We start from the raw sequence: 24,687 nt of genomic DNA, 5'->3' as shown, positions 1-24,687 counted from the left end.
GGCGCCACGCCGTTTTCCTACGTAATGAAGCCCATTCACGGGAGCCCGCCATGAGCGACGACCTCAAACCGCCCACTCTTGCCACTTGGCAGCGGCGGTTCGACGACAAGGCCTACTGGCAGCAATCTCCCGACGCGCATTACAGCGAATTATTGCGCATCGCCGACGATCTGCTGGGGCAGGGCGCCATCGACCTCGATCAATGGCAGATCCTCAAAACCAAGGCCGATCAATCCCACAAAGACTCACCCGCCGTGAACGTCGCCCATGAAGTCGACGATCCCGAAGCTTGAGGAAAACCCCATGAATCCCAAACCGACCACCCCCTCGGAACCCCCCGACGAACCCCGGCCACCAGGCGAAGTCGAGCGCGACAACGACGCCCTGCGTCCCACCGACCCGACCCGGCGCAAGGAAAGCGGCAAAGGTACAGACAGCGGCGAATCCACCGCGCAAGAAACTGCGGACACGCCCTGAGCGGCGTCTATGCAAGCGAAAATGAAAGATCTGAACGTAGAACAGAGCGTTGTGGTGACCTATACAGATGTGCTGAAAGTCACCAGCCAGCATCCAAGCTGATCATTACTTGTACGTATTGATTGTTCTTTTGCCAATGGGGGTAGAAGAACAATCAGTTTTGATGGTCGAACTGGTGAGTTTTAGAAGTTTGTATCCGATTTTTTAGCAAAAACTTACGAAATATTACGTGCATAAATTTCATGTTTATACCGAGGACATATCGGCCAAATTCTATTAAAATCCTTCCCGTTCGCCCGGTGTCAGGGCTCTTTACCGGTGCATGGATTGCCAGGCCATTACACTGGGCGAACACCTCCTCTGGAACGCAATGTTTAAAAGTTTCGGACATAAAAAATGGGCGACCTTGAAGTCGCCCATTTTTATTGGCTGGGTTAAAGCGGCGTCCGAGCACCTCACCGGGTGAATTGAGGTTGCCCTGGATCGAGGCCTGAGACGCAAGGTGGTGTAGGTCGGACGCTTACGGTGATGCATTGAAACGATCAATATTGATACTCTCCGATACAGACGCCTCTTCAGAATCAACCAGCAGAGGATAGAGAACCGCTGGACATGGCTGGACGAGAGGGCAGGAACCCTTTAATGATCGAAGGAGTAGTCAATCGTTATGGAGACATCTAAGCAAGACAACAGCTGTTTTAAACGGGTATCTATTGCCGTACTGGCCGCTTTGCTGTCGGTCGGCGTCGCTAAAAGTTTCGCAGAGGATAAGGACGTCAAAGGAATGCAGAGTATTCAGTTTCGAAAGGTCATCGACCTCAGTCATGTCATTAGCACATCCATTCCACTGTGGCCTAACGACCCGCCGGTGACATTCGACGTGGTGGCCTCACAGGAAAAAGACGGTTATTACCTGCGGCGTTTCAGCATTGGCGAGCACAGTGCAACCCATATGAACGCGCCTAACAGTTTTCACCCCAATGCCATCGGGATTGATGCCTATAAGCCGGAGTCCCTGGTGCGACCGGCCGTGGTGATTGATGTACGAACCCAGTCCCGGGACAACCCGGACTATGTGATTGGCATCCAGGACATCGAGAAATGGGAACAGGCTCATGGGCGCATCGACCAGGGTTCTGTTGTGCTGTTTTATACGGGGTGGCAAGCCCTGTGGGACGATCCCAAACGTTTTATCAATGAAGATGCAAGCGGCCCGCACTTTCCCGGTGTGGGGGCTGCAACGACAAAGTTTTTGCTTGAAGAACGCGCGATAGCCGGTGTCGGTATCGATACACACGGAGCTGATCCAGGTCAGGATACGGTTTACGCCACCAACAGCCAGATACTGGCGAAAGAGGGTATCGTCCTGGAGTGCCTGACTAACCTCGATCAGCTACCTGCCAAAGGCACGACATTGGTCATTGGCGTGCTTCGACTGAAAGAAGGGTCAGGTTCTCCTGTTTCCGTGATGGCGTTTGTGCCCTGAGTCCATGTCAACTTGAAATAGTATCAACTACCGGCGTGCTGGCCTTGAATTGCTGCCGGTAGTTGGCTGCACGCTGAAGCACTCGGGTCAACGCCTGAAAGTTCGCCGGTTTGGTTAAAATGTCATTGGCACCGGCGGCCCTGAAACGTTCTATCTCGCTCGAAAAAGCGCTCGCGGTGAAAGCAACGATGTAGCAAGTATCACCCAGTGCCAGTTTGCGGATTTTACGGATGGCCTCTAGCCCATCCATAACAGGCATGTTGATATCCATGAAAATGATATCGGGAGTCGACGTCATATATTCATTGACTGCCTGTAGGCCATTTGACGCAAGGTCGGGTGTATAACCCAGCGTCTGCAACATCGCCATGGCCACTTTCTGACTCACGGGATGGTTCTCCACCAGCAGGATATTGAGTGGATAATTTCCGGCAAACGATGAGTCGAAACCAACAGGTGCATGATCGTCCCCGATGGGTATTTCCGAGACTGAGAAAAGCTCCATGGGAAGCGAGAAGGAGAACGTCGATCCGACGCCAGACTGGCTGGTAAAGGATAAAGTCCCCTGCTGCGCCTCGACCAGATTCTTGCAGATGGAAAGACCGAGCCCGCTCCCGGTAAAGCGTTGACTGGCCGGCTCTTTAAACTGAGCAAAGGGCTTGAACAGGCTGTCTTGCCGTTCCATGGGGATACCTATGCCGGTATCGCGTATGGAGAACTCGAGTCGGGCGCGGGGGCCGTAACCGCTAGTCGCGACCACGAGCGATACTTTTCCGGTTTCGGTGAACTTGACCGCATTGCCCAGCAAGTTGATCAATATCTGGCGAAGGCAATCGGGATCGGTTTTGACCAATAGCGGTACGTCCGGTGAAACCTGGACCTCAAGTACTACTGGCTTGTCCTGAATGTTTTGCCGGATCATTTCAACACTGGATGAAACCAGTGTTCTCACGTCGAATACACGAGGCTTCAACTCAAGTTTGCCCGCTTCGATTTTTGCAAGGTCGAGAATGTTGTCGATAAGAGATAGCAGGGTTCGTCCGCTCGTATGAATCGTTTTTAGCAGACTGCTTTGCTCGGGGTTCAGCGCGGACCCAGCCAGCAACTCGGTCGCGCCGATGACACCGTACATCGGCGTGCGGATTTCATGGCTCATGGTGGCCAAAAATCTGGTTTTTGAACGATCAGCGTCCTCGGCGGCATTTTTAGCCTGATTCAATACCTGTTCGTTTATTTGCAGTTGCTGCAGATGAGCACGCATGCGCAACAAGTCGATCATGAACAAAAGACTGAAGGCCAGAAATACCAGAATGGCCAGGATGATATGGTGCAGAGAGTCCTGATTAAGTTGCTGGTAGTAATCCGCCAACGTCATCTCCGCACCCGCGACATAAATCGTACCGTCCTGCGATTTCATCGGGACGAAGACGGCGCGAAAGTCTCCCCAATGATCCGAGTAGTCGATCCAGGTGGGTTCGGTGCGCTCGAAACTGTCGAGCAACGCCTGACTGGCATCCGGATAGGGATCAAAAAAGCGTACGAAATTCTGTTCTTGAATTTCTTTTTTCGATGCGCTGGAGCTGACCAGATAAGCCTCGCCCGAGCGTTTGACCACGCTGTAGACAAAGGCGGTGCCCATGGACTCGTTGAACCGTGAGAGCCGCTGAATGGTATTCCAGTCTTCCGCTTCAGATTTGGACTGCTTGTCGATCAGATTGTCATGGTAGCGGTCGCCAAGTATGGCCGAAGCCCCCAACGCGGCATGCAGCAGCTTGTTATTAATATTGTCAGTGAGGATTCCTTGGGTCTCGACGTAGAGGTAGTAGATATAGCCACTGACACCCACGATGTAGACCAAAAGTAACGCCCATGTTTTCCGTCTGAGTTTGAACATAAATCACAGCCTCCATACTGTATGCCCAAGCATAGGTTGAAGACTGGCTGAAAACCATTGTTGTTTTCGCTGTTTTTAGATGAGGCGGCGAGGGAGTTACTTGACCGAATAGCCAGTTTTTTGGGTTTTCTGTGTTCACAATGTTGAGTCTATTTCTTGGATTGATCAGAAGCTCAAAGACAGTTTTTAACAAACTTTTGCGAAGTGCTGCGTGCATAAGTCTGGGAGGCGGTGTTGCGCTCGCAACCGCCGTCCGACCACATCCAGCAAATCGCAGCCATCGCGCAACGGGATGGCCAACACCCGCGCAAACTCTTGCAAAATCGAAAAAGGAATCGAAAAAGGAATCGAAAAATGAATCGAAAAAGGAATCGAAAAAGGTGACAGATTTATTTTCATGCGCATAGAAAATAAATCTGTCTTCTTTTTTCAATGTTGGCGGCGTGCTAGTCCGTGAATTTTAAGTGAAGTTGTCAGCGCTCCAATAAAATTTAAAAAAGCTCTGAATTTTAATGGGCGAAAATCTAAATATGAGATTAATGGGCCTTTTTTGGTTGCGCAAAAAAATATAAGTTGGAGGTGGAATTGTCTATTTTTTTAACCATGTTTTCTTGGATGTATTGGTTTAACTTTGATTTAACTGTAGCGAGGCTTGTGTATTTTGCATATTTTTCTGGGAATTCGCATGCATAGTTATACAAGCGCCATGCGTCGAATCCATCGGTTCTTCCATTTGGCCCGAAATCGAAATCCACACGAATCGAAAAAGGTGACAGATTTATTTTCATGATCGCTTGGAGGCAGGTGATCAGAAAATAAATCTGTCACCTTTTTTCTGTCACCTTTTTTTCTTTTTTAGATGCTACTACCATAGATCTATTCTGGCGCACTCGAATTCAATGATGTTCCCAATCTCTAATCCTCCTGGTAAGAAATCATCGATCACCATATGTATGTCGCCAACGGCAACCACTTGGTTAGTAATGTCGATAACTTTGGCAACGACTTTTCGCTCAAGTTTTGTGTCGCTTAAGTTCCATATTCCTACCGCCGACTGATCGCTGATCATTGCATTTTTTACAGGAAAAACGTGGAGTGGTTGAGTTAAATGCTAGCCCACTATTACATTGCAAGGTTGAGAGAAGGCGATGCATGTGAAGTCACCATCACTAATTTCAACTTCCGCTTCTTCAGCTGACTTCGATATCCATTTAATGCTTTTTATTATCATGCTATATCACTTCGATTGTGGTGGCTGATATGGATACTTCCATCCGAAGCAAAGGGGGCAGATTTATTTTCATGAGTGCGTAGAAAATAAATCTGTCCTCTTTTGTTGCACTCTTTTGTCTTTATTTTTATTAAATGGACCTATTTTGTTTTTCAAAAGAAGCTTTGTAAGCCGATAAGGCAATTTTCCAGTTCTCAAATAGTCGCTCTTCGGATCCTTCGACTCCTTCGGGTGGAGGCATATATCTAACTAAAGGGGTAATTTCTTCTGGGTAATCGAAGTCTGCGTACAGCTCTTCCACTATTTCAAGCGGGTCTTCATAATTTTCTTGATGCTCAAGTAAAAAAGAGAGCAATAAAAAAATCCAAGGTTTGGTGGTGTCTGTTTCTGGTGAGAGGTCCTTGTCTGCTAGTGATTGGAGTAAATTGCTTGCCAAATAATTTTCTTGAGGTAGCAATGAGGCGAGTTCGATGGCTTCTTGTTGGGACTTTTTTGTTAAGGCTTCGCAAGCGAATTCTGATACTCCTTTTTCATCTATAAATCCGTGCTCGAATCCATAGAAAAGCTCTTTCCAGTTTAGCCATGGAGTATTTTTAAATATGTAATGACCATCGAGCAACAGGCTTTTCATTTTGTATCTACTTAGGCAGTCTTGATGGGATTTGGTTTGGTTTGCCAGTTATTTTTCCATCTGGGATGAACCTTTGATGAGTTAGCTCTAGTTTTGAGTTTACAATCCATTCGAAAATGCCACGTTTATTGTTCATTGTCCCCTCCATTTGTGTGAGCGTGTTATTTGTTCCATCTCCGCCCTTGAGCGGAAATACTCTTCCCTTTGCAGGTATCTGATCAACGACATAGCTAGGTGCTCTATGCATTGGATCCTCTTTCAGAGCGCTTCCTACTGGTTGAGCTGCATTTATCTCTTGTGCAGCATAGCCAGCACGTTGCCGCTCAAAGAGAGCCACATTGTGGGCCGAGTTATCCCGAGGCTCTGGGGTGCCAGGTGCACCTTCACTCACTGTCGTTTTAGCGTGAAAAAGGTGACAGATTTATTTTCATGATCGCTTGGAGGCAGGTGATCAGAAAATAAATCTGTCACCTTTTTTCTTGTCGGGTCGGTTTTTTGTGATTAGTTTTCTGCCGCTTCAGCTTTAGCGAGCAATCTGTTGAGTTCTGGCTCAATTTCATCAACAGGTGTTGTCTCTATAAGTTCTCTGATGAAAGGTACGTATTCTTTTTCTATAGGTACTTCTGCCCAGTCGAGTTCGTATGTTGTGATGACTTTTACATCTTTGTAGCTGGAGTCGGAAAGCAATAGTTTTAGGAGTTTAATCGCTTGTTCTGTTTTGTCTTCTCCCAATGAAACAGCGCAACGCTGTTGCCAATACTCAGGCTTTTGTAGTATTTCTTGCTCTAGTCGTTCCCATTGCTGATTTTTGAAGTCTATAAGGACTGATTTTGCAACAAGCTCTGTACTGTACTCAGTCCATTTTGATTCTTCTGAGTCACCGATCCATGAGTGAAGCTTTTCATAAGTCTCGTCTTTTTCGTAATTTTTCAGGGGGTGGCTCCTGTTGAATAAGATGACGTCACTACACCGTTTTCTTTAATTACATGCCATTCAACACCATCCACGATTTTGGTGTGCTTGGTGATTAATGCTCCTTGTTTATTGCGGTAAAAAGGGGGCGAATTTATTTTCGTGAATACGTATTTTTTGGATGTTTTCTTCTTATTTATTCCATTTGTCCAAAGGCATTGCGCTCATATTTTTTGCGAATTTTTCTTTTGCTTCTCCGAGAGTCATATGGTTCGGGCCACTGTATGTTTCAGTGTCTGTCACGCCATTATCTTCCCAGGTGCATAGACCGCAAATGTCATAATTTGCTATTGAAGACAGCGTGCGGAACCCACAGCATGGACAAGCTTCTAGTAATTCGATATCTCCATATACCTCATATTTGCCAAGTCCCATTTTTTGCATTGCGTTAGATAGATATGTGTTGGTCACGCCTTTATATTCAGAAGATAAGGCGATGTGTATTAATTCATCATATAAACAATTTTCAATATCGCTCGGCGGATCTTCATTCAAAATTAATTGATCTCGCATTTCTTTTGATAAAAAAGAAAATTCAAAATCGCTCTCGTCGATTCCCCACCAGTTTAATATGTATGATTCGCGTGCTTCGTTGTTGAGTGCGCTTAAGGTTTTTTTGCTTAATCTATTTATTGCATCGCTTCTGTGTAGTCTTTCCATGTTAAAGTCCTTTGGCTAGATCGATGGCTGACTTAAATGCATCCGCACTTCTTCCGTCGTCCTTGTAAAATGTTCTGATTTCTCGAGATTTAAGGTGGCCGACAAAAACTCGCCCGGAAGCAGGGTCGTGCTTGATAATGAAGTTTCCAACATTTGTTTCATTAAAGTCGCCTGATTCTTTTGCAAATCCTTTTGCTTGTTTTAGATATTCGGTCTGACTGATGTCTCCGAACTCTTTTTGATCGATAACATGTTTTTGATAGTGAGGTTGTAGTTTTCCTTGAGAAAAACCTTTCCAGTTAACTGACGCTGCTGTCGGTGTTGTAACCTCTCCCTCATCGACTTTTGATTTCTCTTCCGGGCGCTCTTGAGTTTTCTGTGACTTACCTCCATCAGACCCTGGGCACCCATTCAACCCCAACGGATCCACCCACCCCGTAGGGTTAGGCACGTACTGGTAGTTGTTCAACCCACCCGCAAGCTTGATCGGATCCGGTGTCAAAAACCGTCCAGTCCCCGGATTGTAGTAGCGATGCCGGTTGTAGTGTAAGCCCGTTTCCGCATCGAAATACTGACCCTGGAAGCGCAGCGGGTTGTCTATTTCGGCGATGTCGAGTGCGGCGAGATTACCGTAGGCGCGGTATTTGGCCGACCACATGATCTCGCCGCTGTAGTCGGTGAGTTCCTGCGGGGTGCCGAGGTGGTCGAGTTGGTAGTAGAACGGCGCGGCCTTCAGCGGGCCTTCGCCGTCGAGCATGGCCAGCGGGCGGAAGCTGCCGGGTTCGTAGATGTAACTGCGATAGCGGTTATCCGCGCTTTCAGCGATGAGGCGTTCGCCTTGCCACAGGAATTCGGTGGTGTGGCCGTCGACGGTCTTTTCGATGCGTCGACCGAAGGCGTCGTACTTGTAGGATGCGACGCTGCCGCCCGGCAGGCTGACGCCGATCAAACGGTGCTGGCAGTCGTAACGGTACTCAGTGACGAGTTTCTGGCCAGTACCACGACGTTCGCGGATCAGATTGCCAAAAGCGTCGTAGTCGTAATGGCGGTCGCCCTGCATCAGTAGGCGGTTGCCTTTGACATTAGCCAGGTTCGCGCTTGGTTGGTCGCCTTGGCCCAGCAAGTTACCTGCCGGGTCGTGTGCGAAGCTTTCCGGTGTGCTGCCACGAACGTTGATCAGGCGATCGAGCGGGTCGTAGTGGTAGCTGCGTTTGCCCTTGCGGCTGTCATCGATGCCCGCGAGATTGCCGTTGGCGTCATAGGCGTAGCGGCGCTGGAATAGGTTGCGTTCCTGTTGGCTGACGCTGTGCGCTTGCAACCGACCCTGTTCGTCGTACTGGTATTGGCTGAGCAGCAGGCCTTGTTGGCGTTGCTGTTCGCGGCCTGCGCTGAACTGGTGGCTGGTCAGGCGCGAGCCGTTGAGGTCGATGCTGCTCAACTGGCCACCGGGCTGGTGGCGGTAGTCGAGCTTGCTGCCGTCCGGCAGTCGGCAGTGCTTCAGTTGGCCGACGCTGTCGTACTCGTAACGCAGGGTGCCCCAACCCTGGTGTTCGGTGATCAGGCGATCTTGCAGATCGTATTCGTAGGCGAGGGGCCAGTTGCCGTCATTAACATTAACGAGGCGACCGAGGGCGTCGTAGCTGTAGTGAATTTCTTCGCCGTCGGCCAGGGTTTTCACCAGCAGACGGCCAGCAGCGTCGCGCTGGTACTCGGTCACCAGTTCGCTGCCGTCGTCGCCGAACTCGGTTTTCTTCAGCAACCGACCGTTGAGGTCGTATTCGTAGGCGGTGCGGCGACCGTCGAATCCGGTTTCCTGCTGGATCAGGCCGTTCGGGTAGTAGTCGAGGTGGTAGTGCTCGCCGCGTTCGTTTTCAATCTCGGTGAGCAGCAGGCGCGAGTTGTCGTAGCGGTAGCGCAGCTGGCTGCCGTCGGGGTTGATGCGGCGGCTCACCAGGTGCAGGTTGTCGGCGTATTCGTAGCGGGTGATGCGCCCGAGTTCATCCCGTTCGGCGGTGACGCGACCATACGGATTATAGGTGAAGGCGCGGGTGGCGCCGCCGGGAAGGGTGATTTGTGTCAGGCGATCAACGGCGTCCCATTGGTAATGGGTGATGGCCCCGGTTTCATCCTGACGTGTGATCTGCCGACCTGGCGCGTCGTAACGGTACTTGCGTTGGCCGCCGTCAGGCAGGCGTTCTTCCAGCAGTTGGCCAAGATTGTTCCAGCCCAGTTGGTGACGGCTGCCGTCGGGATGACGGATTTCCAGCAGGCGGCCTTGATGGTCGTAGCTGTAGTGGGTTTCGGCGCCCTGAGGGTCTGTTTGCTGGGTGATATCGCCTTGACGGTTGCGCTCGTACTTCCAGCGCGTTTTACCTCGCTGGACATCAATGAGTTGACCATTGAAGTAGTTGTAACGGGTCGGTTCGTCTTCTGGCGGGATCACGGCCATCAAGCGCCCGGCATCGCTGTACTGATACTCGGTGATGGCGCCCATCGGGTCTTTTACTGCGACCAGACGACCCTGATCGTCATAGGCTTTCTGCGTTTCCCCACCATCGGGAGCGGTCTCGCTGATCAAGCGCGCATTCTCGTCATGCACGTAGACATGCTCGCTGCCGTCGGAGTTGTATGCAGTCACTGAACCTTTGTCATCCCACTCGTAACGCGCTTCCAGCTGCGAGTAGTTAGCCCAGTGGCGGATGCAACGGGAAAGCTTGCCTTCACGCTCCCATTCCCAGAAAAAACTGGCGCCACCGGCCAGTTGCCGCTCCAGAATGACGTGCTGATCGTTGTAGCGGTAATACTCGGTTTCACCTGCTGCATTGGTCGAGGATACGAGCTGATTACGCGCGTTGTAGCGGTAGGAGACCAAGGTCTGAATGGTTAGCCATGGATCCTGGCGTTCACCGCGCTCGTTGTATTCGGAGCGTTGTTGCTGATGATCCACCGCGGCGATATGACGGTCTTCGTAACGCAGCAGCAAGGCGCGGCCTGCGCCGTTGTCGATGCGCTGAATGCGGTCGACAAAGTCATAACTGATATGCACCCGATTGTCGTAGGCATCGCTGATGGTGATCAATCGCCCGGCACGGAAGTGATAGAAGCGTGCTTTTGGCCCCGCCTGGGTAAGGATCAGTTCACCGGGAGCATCGCCCAAGTAAATTGCCGCCTGCGCCAGACTGTTGGTGATGGCCGGGCGTTGTTCGGTTGGCATCGGGAAGCGGATCTGGCGGTTTTCGTTGTCCGTCCACAGCACACCTTCATCGTCCAGTTGCAAACGATGAGACAGGGAATGGCTCCAGCCATGGCCAAGACGGCTGTCGATTTCGACCGCACTGCTTCGGTAAAGGCGCGTCCATTCCAGAGGCAACAAACCACCCAGCTCGCCGTCGGAGAGGGTCAGCAACTCCTCGCCGGTCACCATCGATATCGGGTCGTCTTTCAGGCAGGTTTTGTTGGCACACTCGGTTGGTTGGTCAGCCGGGTTTCTCGATTGATTTGGCGCGTTGTCGACCGCCTCTTTTTGCTCTACGCGTGTGGCGCTTTCAGTTTTGCCGCGCGCTTGGATCTGCGCATCCGTTTCCACTTTTCCACCGGCGACAGGTGGCTTTTTCTTCGGCGCCGTTGCTGTTTCGGCGGGTTTGGGCGGGGCGATCTCAATGTTGGCTTTACGCGCCGGGTTGAATGCCGAACTGCCATTAAGCAGTAAAGGCCGAGCAGCCTCGGTATGCGGTGTGGCGCTTGTTTTGCTGACTTTCATCAGCATGCCGGTAAAGTCTTCAATCAGTTTCACAACTTTGCCGCTGTTTTGCGTGGCTTTAACTACCTTCGTGCCAATGCGCACGGCCAGGCCGAGACCACCGGTCAGGACGACACCGACCAGGATGTTCAGCAGGAACTCTGTGGTCAGCTGAGCCAGCACTTCCGTGCATGTCTGCGGTGGCAGCATCTTCACCCAGGCCATGATGGCGGCAACGTAGATCCACATTAGTGGTTCATCGCTGGCGATCAACAGGGCGGTGTGAATGGCCTCAGCGGAGGCGTCATAAATTTTCTTGATTTGCTCTTCGGTGAAGAAGTTTTTCAGCTTCTCGTAGTTCTCACGAGGATGCGCAACCAGGTTGTAGAGGCTTTTGATATCGCCCCACAAACCCATGATCGCTTTCAGAAAGCCTTCCCATGCGGCCTCCAGTTCCTGCAGGACACGGCCACCCATCGATGCATCGGCATGTGCCTGCCAAAGCGGTAGGAAACGGGTGCTCCATTCAGTCTGCAACCAGCCGCTCAAATCGCCGATCACGCCCTGATAGGAGTTGAACAGGCTGTCGATCTGCGCGCGAGTAGGGTTCGGGAAAAACGTGATTTTGTATTGCTGATTGGGTGTGAGGCCGGCGACTTCCAGAATCCCGGTCGAGTCGATTGTCTTGTTGATTTCCGGTCCGGCTTCGTTCTTGCCAATGAACCGGCCATCGACCACAGGTGTCAGCCTTACCGGTGTATTACCGATGGGAACAAATCGCGCAGACTCGAAGCTATGCACAAGCGTGAGCTTGCCGTTTGCCGGGCAGTTGGCATAAAGGGTGTTTTCCTTTTTGCTGTCCTTGTCCTGAGTGTCGACCTCATCACCGACCTTGAATTGCTGTTCCGCGTCCAGCACACCGCCGTACCAGGCCTCGGCATGCTCACGGTAATCCTTCAGGCACTTCTTGAAGTCACTGATGATGGCCTGAGCATCAGGTTGTTTTGCCGTGAGGTTGCCTACGATCTCACCCATCAAAATGCTCATACAGCCACCTCATTTTCCAGATGGGCCTTCAACAGCCCGGTGAAATTTTCTTCCGTGAGTGGCGTGCGTTTTACGAAGCGCGCCACTTTTGTTCGCAGGTTGGATTCGGGAAACGAGAAGTACAGGTCGGCATGATCTTCCTTCAGCCACTGCATCATGTTGCCGATTACGGTCGATGGGTTTTGCTTGGTCAGGCCATCCAGTAACGCCTTCGGCACCTCCCACCAAGGCCAGTCCTTCGCCGGTGGCACCACACGCGGCCCCACCTCCAGACTCTTTCCATTGATCAGGTACCGATCAAACACCGGCAGCACTTCACCGGCGGCATCGCCGAGTCCTTCAAGAATCGGGTAGATATGCCGCCCATCCCAGAACCGGAAAAACACTTCAGTCCCATCCGGCATCTTCACTTGAGTCAGGCTGCGAAGGTGTTCAAAAACCTCGTTCGGCTCGGAGCGGGATACGGCCAGCCACCCCCAATCGAGGGCGTCGATTTCGGCAATCCATGGCAGGAAGTTTGAGTTGGATTTCAACTCGGTGAGGTAGGGCATCACTGGCTGCCAAGCCGCATAGGGTGTACCGCCCCAGATCGGCATCGCCTGGGTTGTTGGTTCGTTTTGGTAAAGCGTCTTGAGCGCTTCGGCATTGCTGGCCGCGCTAACGATCAAGTACAAACGCTCGCCCGTCTGCAACGGCCGTTCAGCCAACCACGCTTGAGGAGTCAGCAGATCAGATCGCACAAGCACCTGCCTTGCATTTTTCGCACTCTTCACCGAATGGCGCGTTGCATTTGAGGGTGTTGATCTGCGCCGGGCTCAGAACCGTCCCCGCCTTGTCTGCATCTGCCTGTTTAAGCGCGCCGGGCATCAGCGGCGCCGCCCCGGTTCCGCTGCCCGGGCTGCCCCCGGAGTTCATGTTGATCACCGATCCGCTCAGCGTTACGCCGCTGGCGTCGATCTTGATGAAGCTGCCGCCGCCCTTGAGAGTGAGTTCGCTGCCGGCTTCGAGCACGACTTTCATGCCACTGCTCAGATGGATTTCCTGGCCGGCTTCGATGAACTGGCTGGCGCCGATCTTGATGTGCTGGTTGCCGCCCACGGTCAGGTGGTCGTTGGCGCAGGTTTCGACTTTGCGGTCTTTGTGGACGGTGTGGTGTTCTTCGGCCTTGAATTCGCTGTAGCTATTTTGTTCGACGGTGTCGTGGCGTTCGTTGCCGACGCGGATTTTCTGGTCGTGTTCGACGTTTTCGTCCCAGTCGCGCTGGGCGCGTAGGAAGATCTGTTCCTGGCCCTTTTTGTCTTCGATGCGCAGTTCGTTGTAACCGCCGCCGGGAGAGCTCAGGGTTTTGAAGGTGCTGCGGGTCTTGTTTGCCGGCAGGGCGTACGGGACGATGTTTTCCTTGTGGTACAGGCAGCCGCTGATCAGCGGTTGGTCGGGGTCGCCTTCCAAAAATGAAACCAGCACTTCCATGCCGATCCGCGGGATGGCGATGCCGCCGTAGTGGGCGCCGGCCCAAGCGGAGGAGACGCGCAGCCAGCAGCTGGTCTTGTCGTCGGTCTGGCCTTCACGGTCCCAGTGGAACTGCACTTTGACGCGGCCGTATTGGTCGCAGTGGATCTCTTCACCCTTGGGGCCGGTGACCACGGCGCTCTGGCTGCCGAGGATGCGTGGTTTGGGGTGGTTCAGCGGCGGGCGGTTGGGCACGTCCCAGGGGGTGGCCTGGAAGCGGTTTCGGTAGCCCTGATGGAAGTCGTCCTTGAGCTGGGTCGTGTCGCTGGTGACCGATTCTTCCAGCACTTGCGGCTGTTTGCCTTCGTGAAGGATTTCGGTCAGCAGCCACAGGTCGTTCCATTTGGCTTTGGGGTGTTGGGTCAGGGCCAGGAAGTGGCCGCTGACCAGCAACGGTTGATCGCTTTTGCCTTCGGCGAGCTGGAAGTCGCTGCGGTGACGCTCGAGGGCGCGCTTGGCCAGGTGCTTGCCGCGTTCGCGGTCGATGAAGCGGCCGGGGTAGTCGTAGTCTTCGAGGTCGGGCAGGGCGTCGCCACGGTTTTCGCTTTCCAGGGTCAGGCGCGGTTTTTCGAAGTCGTAGTCGCGGCGGGTGGTGCGGCTGGTGCGGGTTTCCAGGCGCAGGTCGAAGCGCTTGATCACCGGGTCGTTGGCGACCATGCCGGAGTCTTGCTGATAGGCCACGGGCGCGAGTTTCGGGAACACCGTCTGGTCATCGCCGAATATCAGCTTGTGGGCCGTGGCGCTGTGCTGGAAGTGGTAGTGGATACCTTCTTCCTCGCACAGGCGCTGGATGAACTGCAGATCGGATTCATCGCATTGAACGCAGTAAATGCGCTCGGGATAAATCGCCCCGACCTTGAATGCGTAGGCATTGCTTTGGATGCCGTGCTCTTCGAGGACCATGCCGACGATTTTCGGCACGGTGAGGTTCTGGAAGATGCGTTGGTTGGTGCGGTGCGCCAGGTAGGACAGCTGCGGACGCAGGGTCGCGGCGTAGCGGGTCAGGCGTTTGCCTGAATAGCCTTGGGTGGCGCGATAGATTTGGCCATGGATACCGCTGCCGTCAGGCGAGAGCTGCAAAAAGGCCGGTTTGTGCAGCAGGGTCTCGAGGTCCAGGGACGGCTGTTCACTGACCAGCTCCACCTCAAACACAAAAGGCTGGCTGATGGCTTCCCGACCTTGCAGGGAAAGAACCTGGAAGTCGTTGGAAAGACCTTCGATAGTCAGGGCAAAGTGAGTCTGATTGGCCGGCGCGAACATCCCTTGTTCCTCATGCAGTGCAGCGGCGTTCGCGGTACCGGGGGAAGCTTGCGGACGCTAAAATTCTTGGAGGGCGCAAACAACATCGACCAGCAGAGCTGGCCGATGCTTGAAACGGTCGGCCAGACTTAACCAGCGACCGGGGAACGCCAGTCATCGGAACCCGAAGTACCGGATACTTCGTGGGTCCAGGTGATTTTGCGGTAGGTGAATTGCACTTCTTCCAAGTGAGTGAAGTGCGAGTTCGATGGATCCTGGCAGTTGTGCATTTTGTTGTTGATGGCGACGATGATCGCGTCTTCCAGTTTGGTGGTGTAGTAGTGCTCTTGGGTGCCTTGAGCCGAGGTGCGGTACCACTGGATAACGATTTCGCTCATGCGCTCGCCGGAGGTCAATGCCGCTTGCAGCAGTGGCGAAGACTTGTCGTAGACCTTGGTGATCACGACTGGCTTGTGTACACGCTGACCGGTCGGTTGGCCGGACTGTGGGTCACGCGGGATGATCACGTCGTGGCTGAAAGCCTGAACCATGACCTGGTCTTCGTGACCTTCCTGGTAGGTGTTGCCAACGGAGTCGGCGGTGAACGCGCCGGCAGTGATCAGGCCTTGTTTCTCGCCAGTAACGGACATGTACGCGGGTGTGGCCATGGATGTGCTCCTTGCTAAAAGTTAGGGTGCCCGGGAGGCGGTATCGCCCGGTGGGTGCCTGACTGTTATCAAGGTCCGTGCCAGAAATGATTAAAGCTATATAAATCAAGTGATTGAGGTGATTAATCCAGCGCCGAAAGGGTTTTCGGCAAGGATCAGCTGAAAAGGTGCGCAAGAAGTTGCGCAGCACTGCGCAACTTCTTGCGCACTGGGCTGGAGGGCTTGATAAACCTGGCGTCCAGCGTTGCTGGGGGGCTTCTCATCGAAATAGCTGCGCAACTTCTTGCGCATCAAGGCCATGAGCCTTCACCCCGAAAACGGGCGCAACGAACAGCGCTGTCTGGAGGTCAAACCCAGCGCCGAGATCACTGAACAATCCTGACATCGACCGGAGAACGATATGAAAATCCTGATGGTTTTAACGTCCCACGATCAATTGGGTAACACCGGTAAGAAAACCGGCTTCTGGCTCGAAGAATTCGCCGCACCGTATTACATCTTCAAGGATGCTGGCGCGCAGCTGACTCTGGTCTCACCCAAGGGCGGCCAGCCACCGCTGGACCCTAAAAGCGATGAGCCAGACGCGCAAACCGCGGCCACCGATCGCTTTCGCAAGGATTCCGCTGCCCAGTCCGCATTGGTGTCTACCGGAGTGCTGAGCACCGTGAGGGCCGAAGACTATGACGCTGTTTTCTATCCAGGCGGGCATGGCCCGCTGTGGGATCTGGCTGAAGACACCTTTTCAATTGCGCTGATCGAAGCGTTTTACAAGACGGGTAAACCGGTGGCTGCGGTCTGTCACGCGCCGGGGGTGTTGCGTCACGTCAAGGATGCGGACGGCCAGCCATTGGTCAAAGGCAAGCGCGTGACAGGCTTCACCAACTCCGAAGAAGCTGCTGTGCAGTTGACGGATGTTGTGCCGTTTTTGGTGGAGGACATGCTCAAGGCCAACGGTGGCCTTTACTCCAAGGCCGATGACTGGGCGAGTTACGTGATTGCGGATGGTTTGTTGCTGACTGGTCAGAACCCGGCCTCGTCGGAAGCGACCGCCAAGGCTTTGTTGGCGAAGCTGGAGTAAACCCAGATAGCCCTCGGTCGAATTTTATGTGGCGAGCGAGCTTGCTCGCGCTGGGCTGCGCAGCGGCCCCAAAACTCTGCCTACAAGCGCAGATTTTGTGAGTGCTACGCACTCAAGCGGGAGCAAGCTCCCTCGCCACAAAGTGCATTTGACTGGTCAAATCAGACTCGGCAATCCCAATGTCTTGCAGCACTCATCAATCGACCGCCGCTGCGTCTCGGCATACAGCCCCAGCTCATCAATCGTCGACCTTCCCAAGGCCTTTTCGAACGCTTGCTGGTTCGAATGCACGCCATAGTGGGTTTGCGCCGCATCCCCCAGGTTCGACTGAAAAATCCCCGCCGCACTGACCGGCAGAAAGTCTTCGTACACCAGTGGTTCAACCCGCACATAGCCGCCTTTGAGCAAATCTTCCAGCGACGCGACTTTCAGTTCATCCGCCGCCAGGCCTTTTTCCGTTACGAAGTAGCGAAAGTACGCCAATTCCTGTTGGCGCATGGCCTCGACAGTGTCAGGGAATTCGCCGAAGTGCTGCGTCATTAGCGCGTTGTAGCGTGCGGCGTTGGCTTCGCTGGGGAAGTCCTTGAGTTCATCCCGGGCAGCGTTGAGCAAGCGGTCGTAAAGCGCCCGGCCCTTGGGGGTGAGCGCCGCGCCGCGTTGCTCGATTTCACCGAAGCGGGCGCTATGGCTGCCACGGGTCTGGGCTTGATCGGTGAAGGTGATGGGCTCGTCCAGCGCCTTGAAACTGGTTTGACGCAGCAGAATCGGGCATTGGCGGCGGGGCGGGCCTTCGATCACCGCTTTGGGGGTGATGCCATGGGCGGGCATTTGCGCCTGCACAATGTCGATGTCCAGGGTGCGTGGCGTCAGGTGGTTGATGTGCGGGCCTTTGAACGCCACCACGTCGGCGATCAGTCGATGCTGGGCGCTGAGTTGCTGGTATTGCGCGGCGGTGACGGTGGCGCTGTGGTGCCAGCGGAAGGTTTCCAGGGCTTGTGCGACGAAGTCCTGGGTCTCGTATTCAGTCAGGCCGCCCTGGGTTTCAGCGCGTTCGATGAGGGCCAATGCCGCCGGGGTGAAGATCGAGCGCGTGTCCAGCACCGACTGGGCAAAGGCCCGCAGTTCGGTGTCTTCGATCAGTTCCAGGCGCAGCAGCGAGGTGAACACCCGGAACGGGCTGACCTGCAACGCCGCCTCATGCACGGCACGGAACGCGGTGGAATGCACCGGCACGCCGGCCGGGGTCAGGTCGTAATAGCCCACCGGCTGCATGCCCATCACCGCAAACAGGCGGGCGAGGGTCGCCAGTTCAGCGGCGGTGCCGACGCGGATCGCACCGTGGCGTTCCAGGTCCAGCCGCTGGATTTCGCCGGTGCTGTGCAGCTGTCGGGCGATTTGCGGATCGCTGTCCAGCACGTGGCGGTTGGTCTGTTCCACCAGTTCCATCAGCGCGCCGTACAGCGGCACTTCTTCGCGGTACATGTCGGACATCGCTTTGGAGAAGCGTTGGCGGATCAGGTCAGGGCTGACGAAGTTCGGATGGCTCATGAAAAGTTTCCTGGCGCAGTGACGTATCGGATGCCGGAAAAGATCGCAGCCTTCGGCGGCGCCGACAAACGAAGTTTCTGACGAACTTCATTCTGCCAAGGACTGTTCTTGCAACGCAGGCTGTTCTTGCAACGTAGGCAATTCGGTTATTGCAGCACTTGGTCCACCAATTCGATCCAGTGCCTGACCGGCGTTCGTCCGGCGCTGTTGAGATGGCTCTGGCAGCCGATGTTGGCGGTGGCGATGACCTCGGGGTGGCCGCTTTCCAGGGCGTTGAGTTTGTTGTCGCGCAGTTGCCGGGCCAGTTCCGGTTGGGTGATCGAATAGGTGCCGGCCGAGCCGCAACACAAATGACTGTCGGGCACCGCTGTGAGATTGAAGCCCAATCGCATCAACACGGCTTCTACCGCGCCACCGAGTTTCTGCGCATGCTGCAAGGTGCAGGGGCAGTGGAAGGCGATCCGCTGGTCGGTGGCGGCGCAAACCCGTTCCAAAGGTTCATCGGCCAGCACTTGCACCAGGTCCAGGGCCAGTTCGCTGACCCGCCGGGCTTTGGCCGCATAGACCGGATCGCGCTCCAGCAGATGCCCGTAATCCTTGATGAATGCGCCGCAGCCGCTGGCGGTTTGCACGATGGCTTCGGCGCCGTTTTCCAGGTGCGGCCACCAGGCGTCGATGTTGCGTCGGGCGCGGTCCAGGCCCATGGCTTGGGCGTCGAGGTGATAGTCCAGCGCGCCGCAGCAACCGGCGTTTGGTGCGGGAATCACGCTGATCCCCAGCCGATCCAGCACCCGCGCGGTCGCGGCATTGGTGTTCGGCGACAGACCAGGTTGCACGCAGCCTTCGAGCATCAGCACCCGGCGAGCATGCCGAGGGGCAGGGCGCTCGCCTGCGGCGGGGAGGTCGTGGGGCAACTTCGCCTCTACGCTCCGTGGCAGCAACGGCCGGAATGTGGCGCCGATTTGCAGCAAAGTCCTGAACAGGTTCGGATTCGGCGCCAGAGCCCGCAGCCCCTGGCGCAACAGCCGCTGACTGGCCGGGCGCGGCACCGCTTGATCGATCACGGCGCGGCCAATGTCCAGCAAGTTGTGATAATCCACCCCGGACGGGCAGGTGGTTTCGCAGTTGCGGCACGTTAGGCAGCGATCCAGGTGCAACTGGGCTTTGGCCGTAGCGGGGGCGCCTTCGAGCACTTGCTTGATCAGGTAAATGCGCCCGCGCGGCCCGTCCAGTTCGTCGCCCAGCAGTTGGTAGGTCGGGCACGTCGCGTTGCAAAACCCGCAATGCACACAGGTGCGCAGAATCTTGTCCGCTTCTTCGGCGCGGGGCAGTAGTTTGGACTGTTCGCTCAAGTTGGTTTGCATGCTAAAGGTCCGCGTACATCCGGCCGGGATTGAACAGCCCTTGCGGGTCCAGTTGCGCCTTGAGTTGCCGGTGATAGCGTAGCAGCGCCGGGGCCAGCGGCTGGAATGGCGTTTCGCTGACGCCATGGCTGAAACAGGTGGCGTGGCCGCCTAGTTCATGAACCAGTGATTGAATGTTGTCGGCGGCGGATTTCAACCAGCGTTGCGCGCCGCCCCAGTCGATCAGTTGCTCACCGGGCAAGTCCAGAGGCCCGAGGTTGTTGGGTAATGACAAGCGCCACAGCGCCAAGCCCTCATTAAAAAAGTCTAGTCGTTGTTCGTTCAGGTCGGCCCAATAACCGGAGTCCAATGGCTCGCCGCCGAGCCGTTGATGGGCGGCGGTGACCGAACCTTCGCCGCCTTCGAGCCGCAGATACAGACGCTGGCCATCGTGGCAGGCAGCGCTGATGGGTAGCGGTTGCTGGCCCCATTGCGCCAGATTGGCCAAGGCGTGGGCGCAGTCGATGTCCAGGCTGATGCTCAAGCATTGTCGGGGTTTTGGCAGCACTTTGAGCGAGACTTCGGTCAACACCCCGAGGCAGCCATAACTGCCGACCATCAGGCGCGAGAGGTCGTAGCCGGCGACGTTTTTCATCACTTCGCCGCCGAAGCGCAGGTGGGTGCCGAGGCCGCTGATCACCCGGGTGCCGAGGACAAAATCGCGCACTGAACCGGACCACGGGCGCCGCGGCCCGGACAGCCCCGCCGCGATCATCCCGCCAACAGTGGCGCCTTCGCCGAACGATGGCGGCTCGCAGGGCAACATTTGTCCCGCTGCGTCCAGTGCGGCAAACAGTTCGCTCAGCGGCGTGCCGGCGCGAACGCTGATCACTAGCTCCGTCGGGTCGTAGCTGACGATGCCGCGATGAGCGCGGGTATCGAGTATTTCTCCGGCCACTTCACGGCCGAGAAACGCCTTGGTGTTACCGCCCTGAATGCGCAGTGGCGTGGCATTCTCCCGCGCCTGTTTGACCTGCTCCAGCAGGGCTTCACTGGCATCGAAGTCCGGCATCAGAAACGCTCCAGATCGGGGAACGGCAGTTGCCCGGCGTGGATGTGCATCGCGCCGAATTCCGCGCAGCGGTGCAAGGTCGGGATGTTCTTGCCGGGGTTGAGCAGACCCTTTGGGTCGAACGCGGCTTTGACGGCGTGAAACAGCGTTAATTCGTCACTGTTGAACTGCGCGCACATCTGATTGATTTTCTCCCGGCCGACGCCGTGCTCGCCGGTGATGCTGCCGCCGACTTTCACGCACAGTTCGAGGATCTTGCCGCCAAGGGCTTCGGCCCGTTCCAGTTCACCGGGCTGGTTGGCGTCGAACAGAATCAGTGGGTGCATGTTGCCGTCACCGGCATGGAAAACGTTGGCCACGCGCAAGCCATATTCTTGCGCCAGGCTGGCGATGCCCTTGAGCACACCGGGCAATTCGCGGCGGGGGATGGTGCCGTCCATGCAGTAGTAGTCCGGCGAGAGGCGGCCGATCGCCGGAAAGGCGTTTTTGCGCCCGGCCCAGAACCGCACGCGTTCGGCTTCGTCCCGAGCCTGACGCACCTCGCTGGCACCGGCCGTTTGCAGCACCTCGCGGACTCGTTCGCAATCGTCGTGGACATCGGCTTCGACACCGTCCAGTTCGCACAGCAGAATCGCTTCGGCGTCCACCGGGTAACCGGCATGGATGAAATCCTCGGCGGCGCGGATTGCCAGGTTGTCCATCATCTCAAGGCCTCCCGGGATGATCCCTGCGGCGATGATCTCGGCCACCGCGCGACCGGCCTTTTCCACTGAATCGAAACTCGCCAGCAGGACTTTGGCGACCTGGGGTTTGGGCAGCAGTTTGACCGTGACTTCGGTGATGATCCCCAGCAAGCCTTCGGAACCAGTGAACAACGCCAGCAAATCGAAGCCCGGCGCGTCCAGCGAATCGGCGCCGAGGGTCAGGTGTTCGCCTTCAAGGGTCAATACTTCGAGTTTCAGCAGGTTGTGTACGGTCAGGCCGTATTTGAGGCAATGCACGCCACCGGCGTTTTCCGCGACATTGCCACCGATGGAGCAGGCGATTTGTGAGGACGGGTCCGGCGCGTAATACAGGCCGAAGGGCGCCGCTGCCTGGGAAATCGCCAGGTTACGTACCCCCGGTTGAACCCGTGCGGTACGGGCGGCAGGGTCGATGTGCAGGATGTTGTTGAACCGCACCATCACCAGCAGCACGCCTTTGTCCAACGGCAGCGCACCGCCGGACAACCCGGTGCCGGCCCCGCGCGCCACCACCGGCACATTCCGGGCATGACAGAGTCTGAGCAGCGCCTGCACCTGTTCCAGCTGCCGGGGCAGGGCGACCAGCATCGGCGTGGTGCGATAGGCCGACAGACCGTCGCATTCGTAGGGTTTGAGTTCTTCTTCGCGCCAAAGGATGTCCAGGTCCGGCACCTCCTGCTGCAAGGCTTTTAGTAATACAGCCTTGTCGACATTGGGCAGAACACCGTCGATGCGTTCTTCGTAAAGAATGTTCATCGTTCACCACCAAGCACAGATCCCTGTGATGAAGAGTTCTGTGGCGAGGGGGCTTGCCCCCGTTCGGCTGCGCAGCAGTCGTAAACCGTCGAATGCGGTGCGCCTGAAGAATCGCGATTGCGGGTTTTGGGGCAGCTACGCTGCCCAACGGGGGCAAGCCCCCTCGCCACAGGACCTCTAACCACAGGAACTCTTGCCACAGGCCCCTTCACCACAGGGGATCTCATCAGTTCTTCCTTCCCAAAAACTCCCGATATAACCGCGCCGTATTGGCCGGTTGCTCAACCATCGGCATATGGCCGACACCGTCCCAGATTTCTACCCGAAGATCGACGATGCCCTTGCTCCAGACCGGTACGCTGCTGACGTCGATCAAACGGTCCTTGCGCCCCCACAGGAGCAGCGCCGGGCATTTGATGTCGGGCAGTTTCGGCTCCATCGGCGGGCTGGCGTGAAAGTCGCTGAAAATTTCTTCCAGCTCGTCGCGCTGCTGTTCATAGCGTTGGGCGACGGCGTCCAGCACGATCCCCGGCACCCATGGCGGTGAGGCCATCGTCATGGCGTAGAAATATTGGAACTCTTCCCGGGAATGAATCAAAAACGGGTTGTGGCCGCGGGCCAGATGTCGCTCCATGTCGCTGAGCTCCGGAGCGGTGACGCCGGCCGGGTCGAGCAGCGCCAGCGAGATAATGCGCTCCGGGTAGTTGGCCGCCAGCCACGCCGCGATGTAGCCGCCCATGGAGTTGCCGATCACGTGCACCTTTTCGACCCCACAGATATCGAGCAACTGGATCAACCGTTTGGCCTGGACCGGAATGTCATAGCCACCGCCGGCCTTGAAGCCGGTTTCGCCATGCCCGGCGAGGTCAGGAATAATCACCCGATAGTCGTCGACAAAATGCCGGGCAAAGCGCAGCCAGATGTTCTTGTCGGCGCTGTAGCCGTGCAGCATCAACACGCTGCTGGAGGCTTCGTAAGGCCCGCCTTGCCAGGTCGAGACGGTCATTTCGGTGATCGGCACGACGATCTTGTGTAACCGGTACAGCCGGGCCTCCAGCGCCATGTTCAAGTCATAGAGCCAATAACCGATGGCCGGGTAGCTCAACCAGCTCCAGGCCACGAAGACGGCGATAGTGACAACCAACAAAAGCATCAGGCTATTCCTTTGCAGTGATCAGGGCAGGTTGTTTATCGATCCCTCCCTTCATGTATAGACCAAACATTGGGCGTTCAGCTCATAGCAATGCCACGCTATTCAGACCGCCAACCGGTGATGGCTATTTGCCGTTCCCCTGATAGACTTCAAACACACTTTCACCCCGTGTGTTGTCAGGCTCCGTTCAGTGGTACAGAGGCCGCTATGGAAAAAAAGGGAGGAAAGGGACTTTCACTGGCCAGGAGGCTTTATGGGTCACGAATCCTGGGGCTGGCCCTTGGGTTATTGTGCGTCGGCGCAGGGATGTATCCACTCGACCCGGCGCCATGGGTCTGGGTGGTGATGCTGATCAACGGGCTGCTTTGGCCGCATGTGGCTTATCAATGGGCGCGTCGGGCTAAAGTTCCTTTCCGTGCCGAACATCGCAACATCTTGGTGGACGCGTTTCTCGGCGGTTTCTGGGTGGCCGCCATGCAGTTCAATCCGCTGCCCAGCGCGGCAACGCTGTCGATGATGGCGATGCACAACGTGGCCATTGGCGGTTTGCGTTTTCTGTTGATGGGCGCCGTCGCGCAGATACTCGGGATCGGCATCGGGCTGCTGGTGTTCATGCCGGCTTTTGTCCCGCAAACCAGCCCGTTTCAGCTGTACGCCTGCTTGCCTTTGCTGTCGATTTATCCGCTGTCCCTGGGTTGGATCTGCTTCCGTCAGGCCCGCACCCTCGGCCGACACAAGCGCGAACTATTGGCCCTGAGCCGCACCGACAGCCTGACCGGCCTGCTGAATCACGGTGCCTGGAAAGATCAGCTGGAAATCGAGTTTCAGCGTTGCCAACGCCAGCAGCAGGGCGGGGCGATTGCGCTGATCGACATCGATCATTTCAAAATCATCAACGACACCTACGGCCATGTCGCCGGGGACATTGTCCTGCGTCGCTTGAGCAAAATGCTCAAGCAGAACCTGCGCGCAGCGGATGTCGCCGGGCGCTATGGTGGCGATGAGTTCTGCGTGCTGCTGCCGGACCTGCCGCTGGACCGCGCCGCCGTGGCGATGGATGCGCTGCGTGATCGTTTCGCCACGTTGGGTTACGAGCAGAACCCGGCGCTGAAAGTCAGTTTGAGCATCGGCCTGGCGGCCTTCAACCCGGCCCACGACGACGCGACCCTGTGGCTCAATGACGCCGACCAGGCGCTCTACGAAGCCAAGACCACCGGCCGCAACCGCGTCATTTGCCACAGCGACGGCAAGCCGCATAAAACGTTGTTCGATTCGGTGTAACCCAATCACCACAAATCCCCTGTGGGAGCGGGCTTGCCCGCGATGACGGCGGCACATTCAACATCTCTGTGATTGTCAGTCCGCTATCGCGGGCAAGCCCGCTCCCACAGGGGATGTGCGGTCATTAAGGTTTGTGTATGTCGCATCCGGTGTAGAGCCT

General features: G+C 55.8%; 21 protein-coding genes. 5 read left to right on the top strand and 16 right to left on the bottom strand.

Annotated features, from left to right (window positions below):
• The first annotated feature begins 50 nt into the window (after positions 1 to 50).
• The 3 genes from ACZ3HH_RS16230 (at position 51) to ACZ3HH_RS16220 (ending at position 1,963) form a co-directional block, all read left to right on the top strand.
• Complete coding sequence (locus ACZ3HH_RS16230; RefSeq protein ID WP_465805819.1) at positions 51 to 293, top strand: hypothetical protein; 243 nt, start codon at positions 51 to 53, stop codon at positions 291 to 293.
• A 10-nt stretch (positions 294 to 303) separates the two neighbouring features.
• Positions 304 to 477, top strand: a complete 174-nt coding sequence (locus ACZ3HH_RS16225) for a hypothetical protein (protein ID WP_465805818.1) — start codon at positions 304 to 306, stop codon at positions 475 to 477.
• Positions 478 to 1,144: 667 nt separating this feature from the next.
• Positions 1,145 to 1,963 (top strand): cyclase family protein, encoded by an 819-nt coding sequence (locus ACZ3HH_RS16220; RefSeq protein WP_465805817.1) that lies wholly within the window; start codon positions 1,145 to 1,147, stop codon positions 1,961 to 1,963.
• Between the two features lie 7 nt (positions 1,964 to 1,970).
• Here ACZ3HH_RS16220 and ACZ3HH_RS16215 read toward each other — a convergent pair whose 3' ends face one another.
• The 11 genes from ACZ3HH_RS16215 to ACZ3HH_RS16165 all read right to left on the bottom strand — a co-directional run bounded on the left by ACZ3HH_RS16215 (position 1,971) and on the right by ACZ3HH_RS16165 (position 15,853).
• The gene (locus ACZ3HH_RS16215; RefSeq protein WP_465805816.1) at positions 1,971 to 3,857 is read right to left on the bottom strand and encodes an ATP-binding protein; all 1,887 of its coding nucleotides are present in this window, start codon (positions 3,855 to 3,857) and stop codon (positions 1,971 to 1,973) included.
• 186 nt (positions 3,858 to 4,043) lie between these two features.
• On the bottom strand, positions 4,044 to 4,262 hold the full coding sequence (locus ACZ3HH_RS16210; RefSeq protein ID WP_465806098.1) for a hypothetical protein: 219 nt from the start codon (positions 4,260 to 4,262) through the stop codon (positions 4,044 to 4,046).
• A gap of 131 nt (positions 4,263 to 4,393) precedes the next feature.
• Positions 4,394 to 4,645, bottom strand: coding sequence for a DUF6896 domain-containing protein (locus ACZ3HH_RS16205; RefSeq protein ID WP_465805815.1), 252 nt, complete (start codon positions 4,643 to 4,645; stop codon positions 4,394 to 4,396).
• A 573-nt stretch (positions 4,646 to 5,218) separates the two neighbouring features.
• Positions 5,219 to 5,719 (bottom strand): DUF2247 family protein, encoded by a 501-nt coding sequence (locus ACZ3HH_RS16200; protein WP_465805814.1) that lies wholly within the window; start codon positions 5,717 to 5,719, stop codon positions 5,219 to 5,221.
• A gap of 501 nt (positions 5,720 to 6,220) precedes the next feature.
• Positions 6,221 to 6,451 carry a hypothetical protein gene (locus ACZ3HH_RS16195; protein ID WP_465805813.1) on the bottom strand — a complete coding sequence of 77 codons (231 nt, stop codon included), beginning with the start codon at positions 6,449 to 6,451 and terminating at the stop codon, positions 6,221 to 6,223.
• A 372-nt stretch (positions 6,452 to 6,823) separates the two neighbouring features.
• A complete protein-coding gene (locus ACZ3HH_RS16190; protein ID WP_465805812.1) occupies positions 6,824 to 7,351 on the bottom strand; it encodes a CPCC family cysteine-rich protein in 528 nt (175 codons plus the stop codon).
• Position 7,352: 1 nt separating this feature from the next.
• Positions 7,353 to 12,137 (bottom strand): RHS repeat-associated core domain-containing protein, encoded by a 4,785-nt coding sequence (locus ACZ3HH_RS16185; protein ID WP_465805811.1) that lies wholly within the window; start codon positions 12,135 to 12,137, stop codon positions 7,353 to 7,355.
• Positions 12,134 to 12,877 carry a DUF4123 domain-containing protein gene (locus tag ACZ3HH_RS16180; protein WP_465806087.1) on the bottom strand — a complete coding sequence of 248 codons (744 nt, stop codon included), beginning with the start codon at positions 12,875 to 12,877 and terminating at the stop codon, positions 12,134 to 12,136. Before ACZ3HH_RS16180 ends, ACZ3HH_RS16185 begins: the two co-directional genes overlap by 4 nt.
• Entirely contained in the window at positions 12,867 to 14,906 is a 2,040-nt protein-coding gene (locus ACZ3HH_RS16175; RefSeq protein ID WP_465805810.1) for a type VI secretion system Vgr family protein, read from the bottom strand. The genes ACZ3HH_RS16180 and ACZ3HH_RS16175 overlap by 11 nt, the downstream gene beginning before the upstream one ends.
• A 128-nt stretch (positions 14,907 to 15,034) precedes the next feature.
• Complete coding sequence (locus ACZ3HH_RS16170; RefSeq protein ID WP_460146507.1) at positions 15,035 to 15,553, bottom strand: Hcp family type VI secretion system effector; 519 nt, start codon at positions 15,551 to 15,553, stop codon at positions 15,035 to 15,037.
• 105 nt (positions 15,554 to 15,658) lie between these two features.
• A complete protein-coding gene (locus ACZ3HH_RS16165) occupies positions 15,659 to 15,853 on the bottom strand; it encodes a hypothetical protein (RefSeq protein WP_465805809.1) in 195 nt (64 codons plus the stop codon).
• Between the two features lie 100 nt (positions 15,854 to 15,953).
• Between ACZ3HH_RS16165 and ACZ3HH_RS16160 the strand changes: the two genes are divergently transcribed.
• Positions 15,954 to 16,631 carry a type 1 glutamine amidotransferase domain-containing protein gene (locus ACZ3HH_RS16160; RefSeq protein ID WP_465805808.1) on the top strand — a complete coding sequence of 226 codons (678 nt, stop codon included), beginning with the start codon at positions 15,954 to 15,956 and terminating at the stop codon, positions 16,629 to 16,631.
• Between the two features lie 156 nt (positions 16,632 to 16,787).
• Here ACZ3HH_RS16160 and hglS read toward each other — a convergent pair whose 3' ends face one another.
• The 5 genes from hglS to ACZ3HH_RS16135 form a co-directional block, all read right to left on the bottom strand.
• Positions 16,788 to 18,179 carry a 2-oxoadipate dioxygenase/decarboxylase HglS gene (hglS, locus tag ACZ3HH_RS16155; RefSeq protein ID WP_465805807.1) on the bottom strand — a complete coding sequence of 464 codons (1,392 nt, stop codon included), beginning with the start codon at positions 18,177 to 18,179 and terminating at the stop codon, positions 16,788 to 16,790.
• A gap of 146 nt (positions 18,180 to 18,325) precedes the next feature.
• Positions 18,326 to 19,543 (bottom strand): glycolate oxidase subunit GlcF, encoded by a 1,218-nt coding sequence (glcF, locus tag ACZ3HH_RS16150; RefSeq protein WP_465805806.1) that lies wholly within the window; start codon positions 19,541 to 19,543, stop codon positions 18,326 to 18,328.
• Between the two features lies 1 nt (position 19,544).
• The gene (gene glcE / locus ACZ3HH_RS16145) at positions 19,545 to 20,594 is read right to left on the bottom strand and encodes a glycolate oxidase subunit GlcE (protein WP_465805805.1); all 1,050 of its coding nucleotides are present in this window, start codon (positions 20,592 to 20,594) and stop codon (positions 19,545 to 19,547) included.
• On the bottom strand, positions 20,594 to 22,093 hold the full coding sequence (glcD, locus tag ACZ3HH_RS16140; protein WP_465805804.1) for a glycolate oxidase subunit GlcD: 1,500 nt from the start codon (positions 22,091 to 22,093) through the stop codon (positions 20,594 to 20,596). The genes glcE and glcD overlap by 1 nt, the downstream gene beginning before the upstream one ends.
• Before the next feature lie 226 nt (positions 22,094 to 22,319).
• On the bottom strand, positions 22,320 to 23,246 hold the full coding sequence (locus tag ACZ3HH_RS16135; RefSeq protein WP_465805803.1) for an alpha/beta fold hydrolase: 927 nt from the start codon (positions 23,244 to 23,246) through the stop codon (positions 22,320 to 22,322).
• A 207-nt stretch (positions 23,247 to 23,453) separates the two neighbouring features.
• On the opposite strand from ACZ3HH_RS16135, the gene ACZ3HH_RS16130 reads away from it, so the two are divergent.
• Complete coding sequence (locus ACZ3HH_RS16130) at positions 23,454 to 24,527, top strand: diguanylate cyclase (RefSeq protein WP_465805802.1); 1,074 nt, start codon at positions 23,454 to 23,456, stop codon at positions 24,525 to 24,527.
• Positions 24,528 to 24,687 lie beyond the last annotated feature (160 nt).

The organism is Pseudomonas sp. PME37.24/025, from assembly GCF_055556615.1.
This window is presented reverse-complemented; position numbering and strand designations above follow the sequence as displayed.

What these genes read in the sequence shown, in the direction of transcription:
- ACZ3HH_RS16230 (WP_465805819.1), top strand. Translation starts at nt 51, where the DNA reads ATGAGCGACGACCTCAAACCGCCCACTCTTGCCACTTGGCAGCGGCGG.
- ACZ3HH_RS16215 (WP_465805816.1), bottom strand. Translation starts at nt 3,857, where the DNA reads ATGTTCAAACTCAGACGGAAAACATGGGCGTTACTTTTGGTCTACATC.
- ACZ3HH_RS16205 (WP_465805815.1), bottom strand. Translation starts at nt 4,645, where the DNA reads ATGAAAATAAATCTGTCACCTTTTTCGATTCGTGTGGATTTCGATTTC.
- glcF (WP_465805806.1), bottom strand. Translation starts at nt 19,543, where the DNA reads ATGCAAACCAACTTGAGCGAACAGTCCAAACTACTGCCCCGCGCCGAA.
- ACZ3HH_RS16220 (WP_465805817.1), top strand. Translation starts at nt 1,145, where the DNA reads ATGGAGACATCTAAGCAAGACAACAGCTGTTTTAAACGGGTATCTATT.
- ACZ3HH_RS16160 (WP_465805808.1), top strand. Translation starts at nt 15,954, where the DNA reads ATGAAAATCCTGATGGTTTTAACGTCCCACGATCAATTGGGTAACACC.
- ACZ3HH_RS16210 (WP_465806098.1), bottom strand. Translation starts at nt 4,262, where the DNA reads ATGCGCATGAAAATAAATCTGTCACCTTTTTCGATTCCTTTTTCGATT.
- glcE (WP_465805805.1), bottom strand. Translation starts at nt 20,594, where the DNA reads ATGCCGGACTTCGATGCCAGTGAAGCCCTGCTGGAGCAGGTCAAACAG.
- ACZ3HH_RS16165 (WP_465805809.1), bottom strand. Translation starts at nt 15,853, where the DNA reads ATGGCCTTGATGCGCAAGAAGTTGCGCAGCTATTTCGATGAGAAGCCC.
- ACZ3HH_RS16130 (WP_465805802.1), top strand. Translation starts at nt 23,454, where the DNA reads ATGGAAAAAAAGGGAGGAAAGGGACTTTCACTGGCCAGGAGGCTTTAT.
- ACZ3HH_RS16225 (WP_465805818.1), top strand. Translation starts at nt 304, where the DNA reads ATGAATCCCAAACCGACCACCCCCTCGGAACCCCCCGACGAACCCCGG.
- ACZ3HH_RS16185 (WP_465805811.1), bottom strand. Translation starts at nt 12,137, where the DNA reads ATGAGCATTTTGATGGGTGAGATCGTAGGCAACCTCACGGCAAAACAA.
- ACZ3HH_RS16200 (WP_465805814.1), bottom strand. Translation starts at nt 5,719, where the DNA reads ATGAAAAGCCTGTTGCTCGATGGTCATTACATATTTAAAAATACTCCA.
- hglS (WP_465805807.1), bottom strand. Translation starts at nt 18,179, where the DNA reads ATGAGCCATCCGAACTTCGTCAGCCCTGACCTGATCCGCCAACGCTTC.
- ACZ3HH_RS16135 (WP_465805803.1), bottom strand. Translation starts at nt 23,246, where the DNA reads ATGCTTTTGTTGGTTGTCACTATCGCCGTCTTCGTGGCCTGGAGCTGG.
- ACZ3HH_RS16190 (WP_465805812.1), bottom strand. Translation starts at nt 7,351, where the DNA reads ATGGAAAGACTACACAGAAGCGATGCAATAAATAGATTAAGCAAAAAA.
- glcD (WP_465805804.1), bottom strand. Translation starts at nt 22,093, where the DNA reads ATGAACATTCTTTACGAAGAACGCATCGACGGTGTTCTGCCCAATGTC.
- ACZ3HH_RS16175 (WP_465805810.1), bottom strand. Translation starts at nt 14,906, where the DNA reads ATGTTCGCGCCGGCCAATCAGACTCACTTTGCCCTGACTATCGAAGGT.
- ACZ3HH_RS16170 (WP_460146507.1), bottom strand. Translation starts at nt 15,553, where the DNA reads ATGGCCACACCCGCGTACATGTCCGTTACTGGCGAGAAACAAGGCCTG.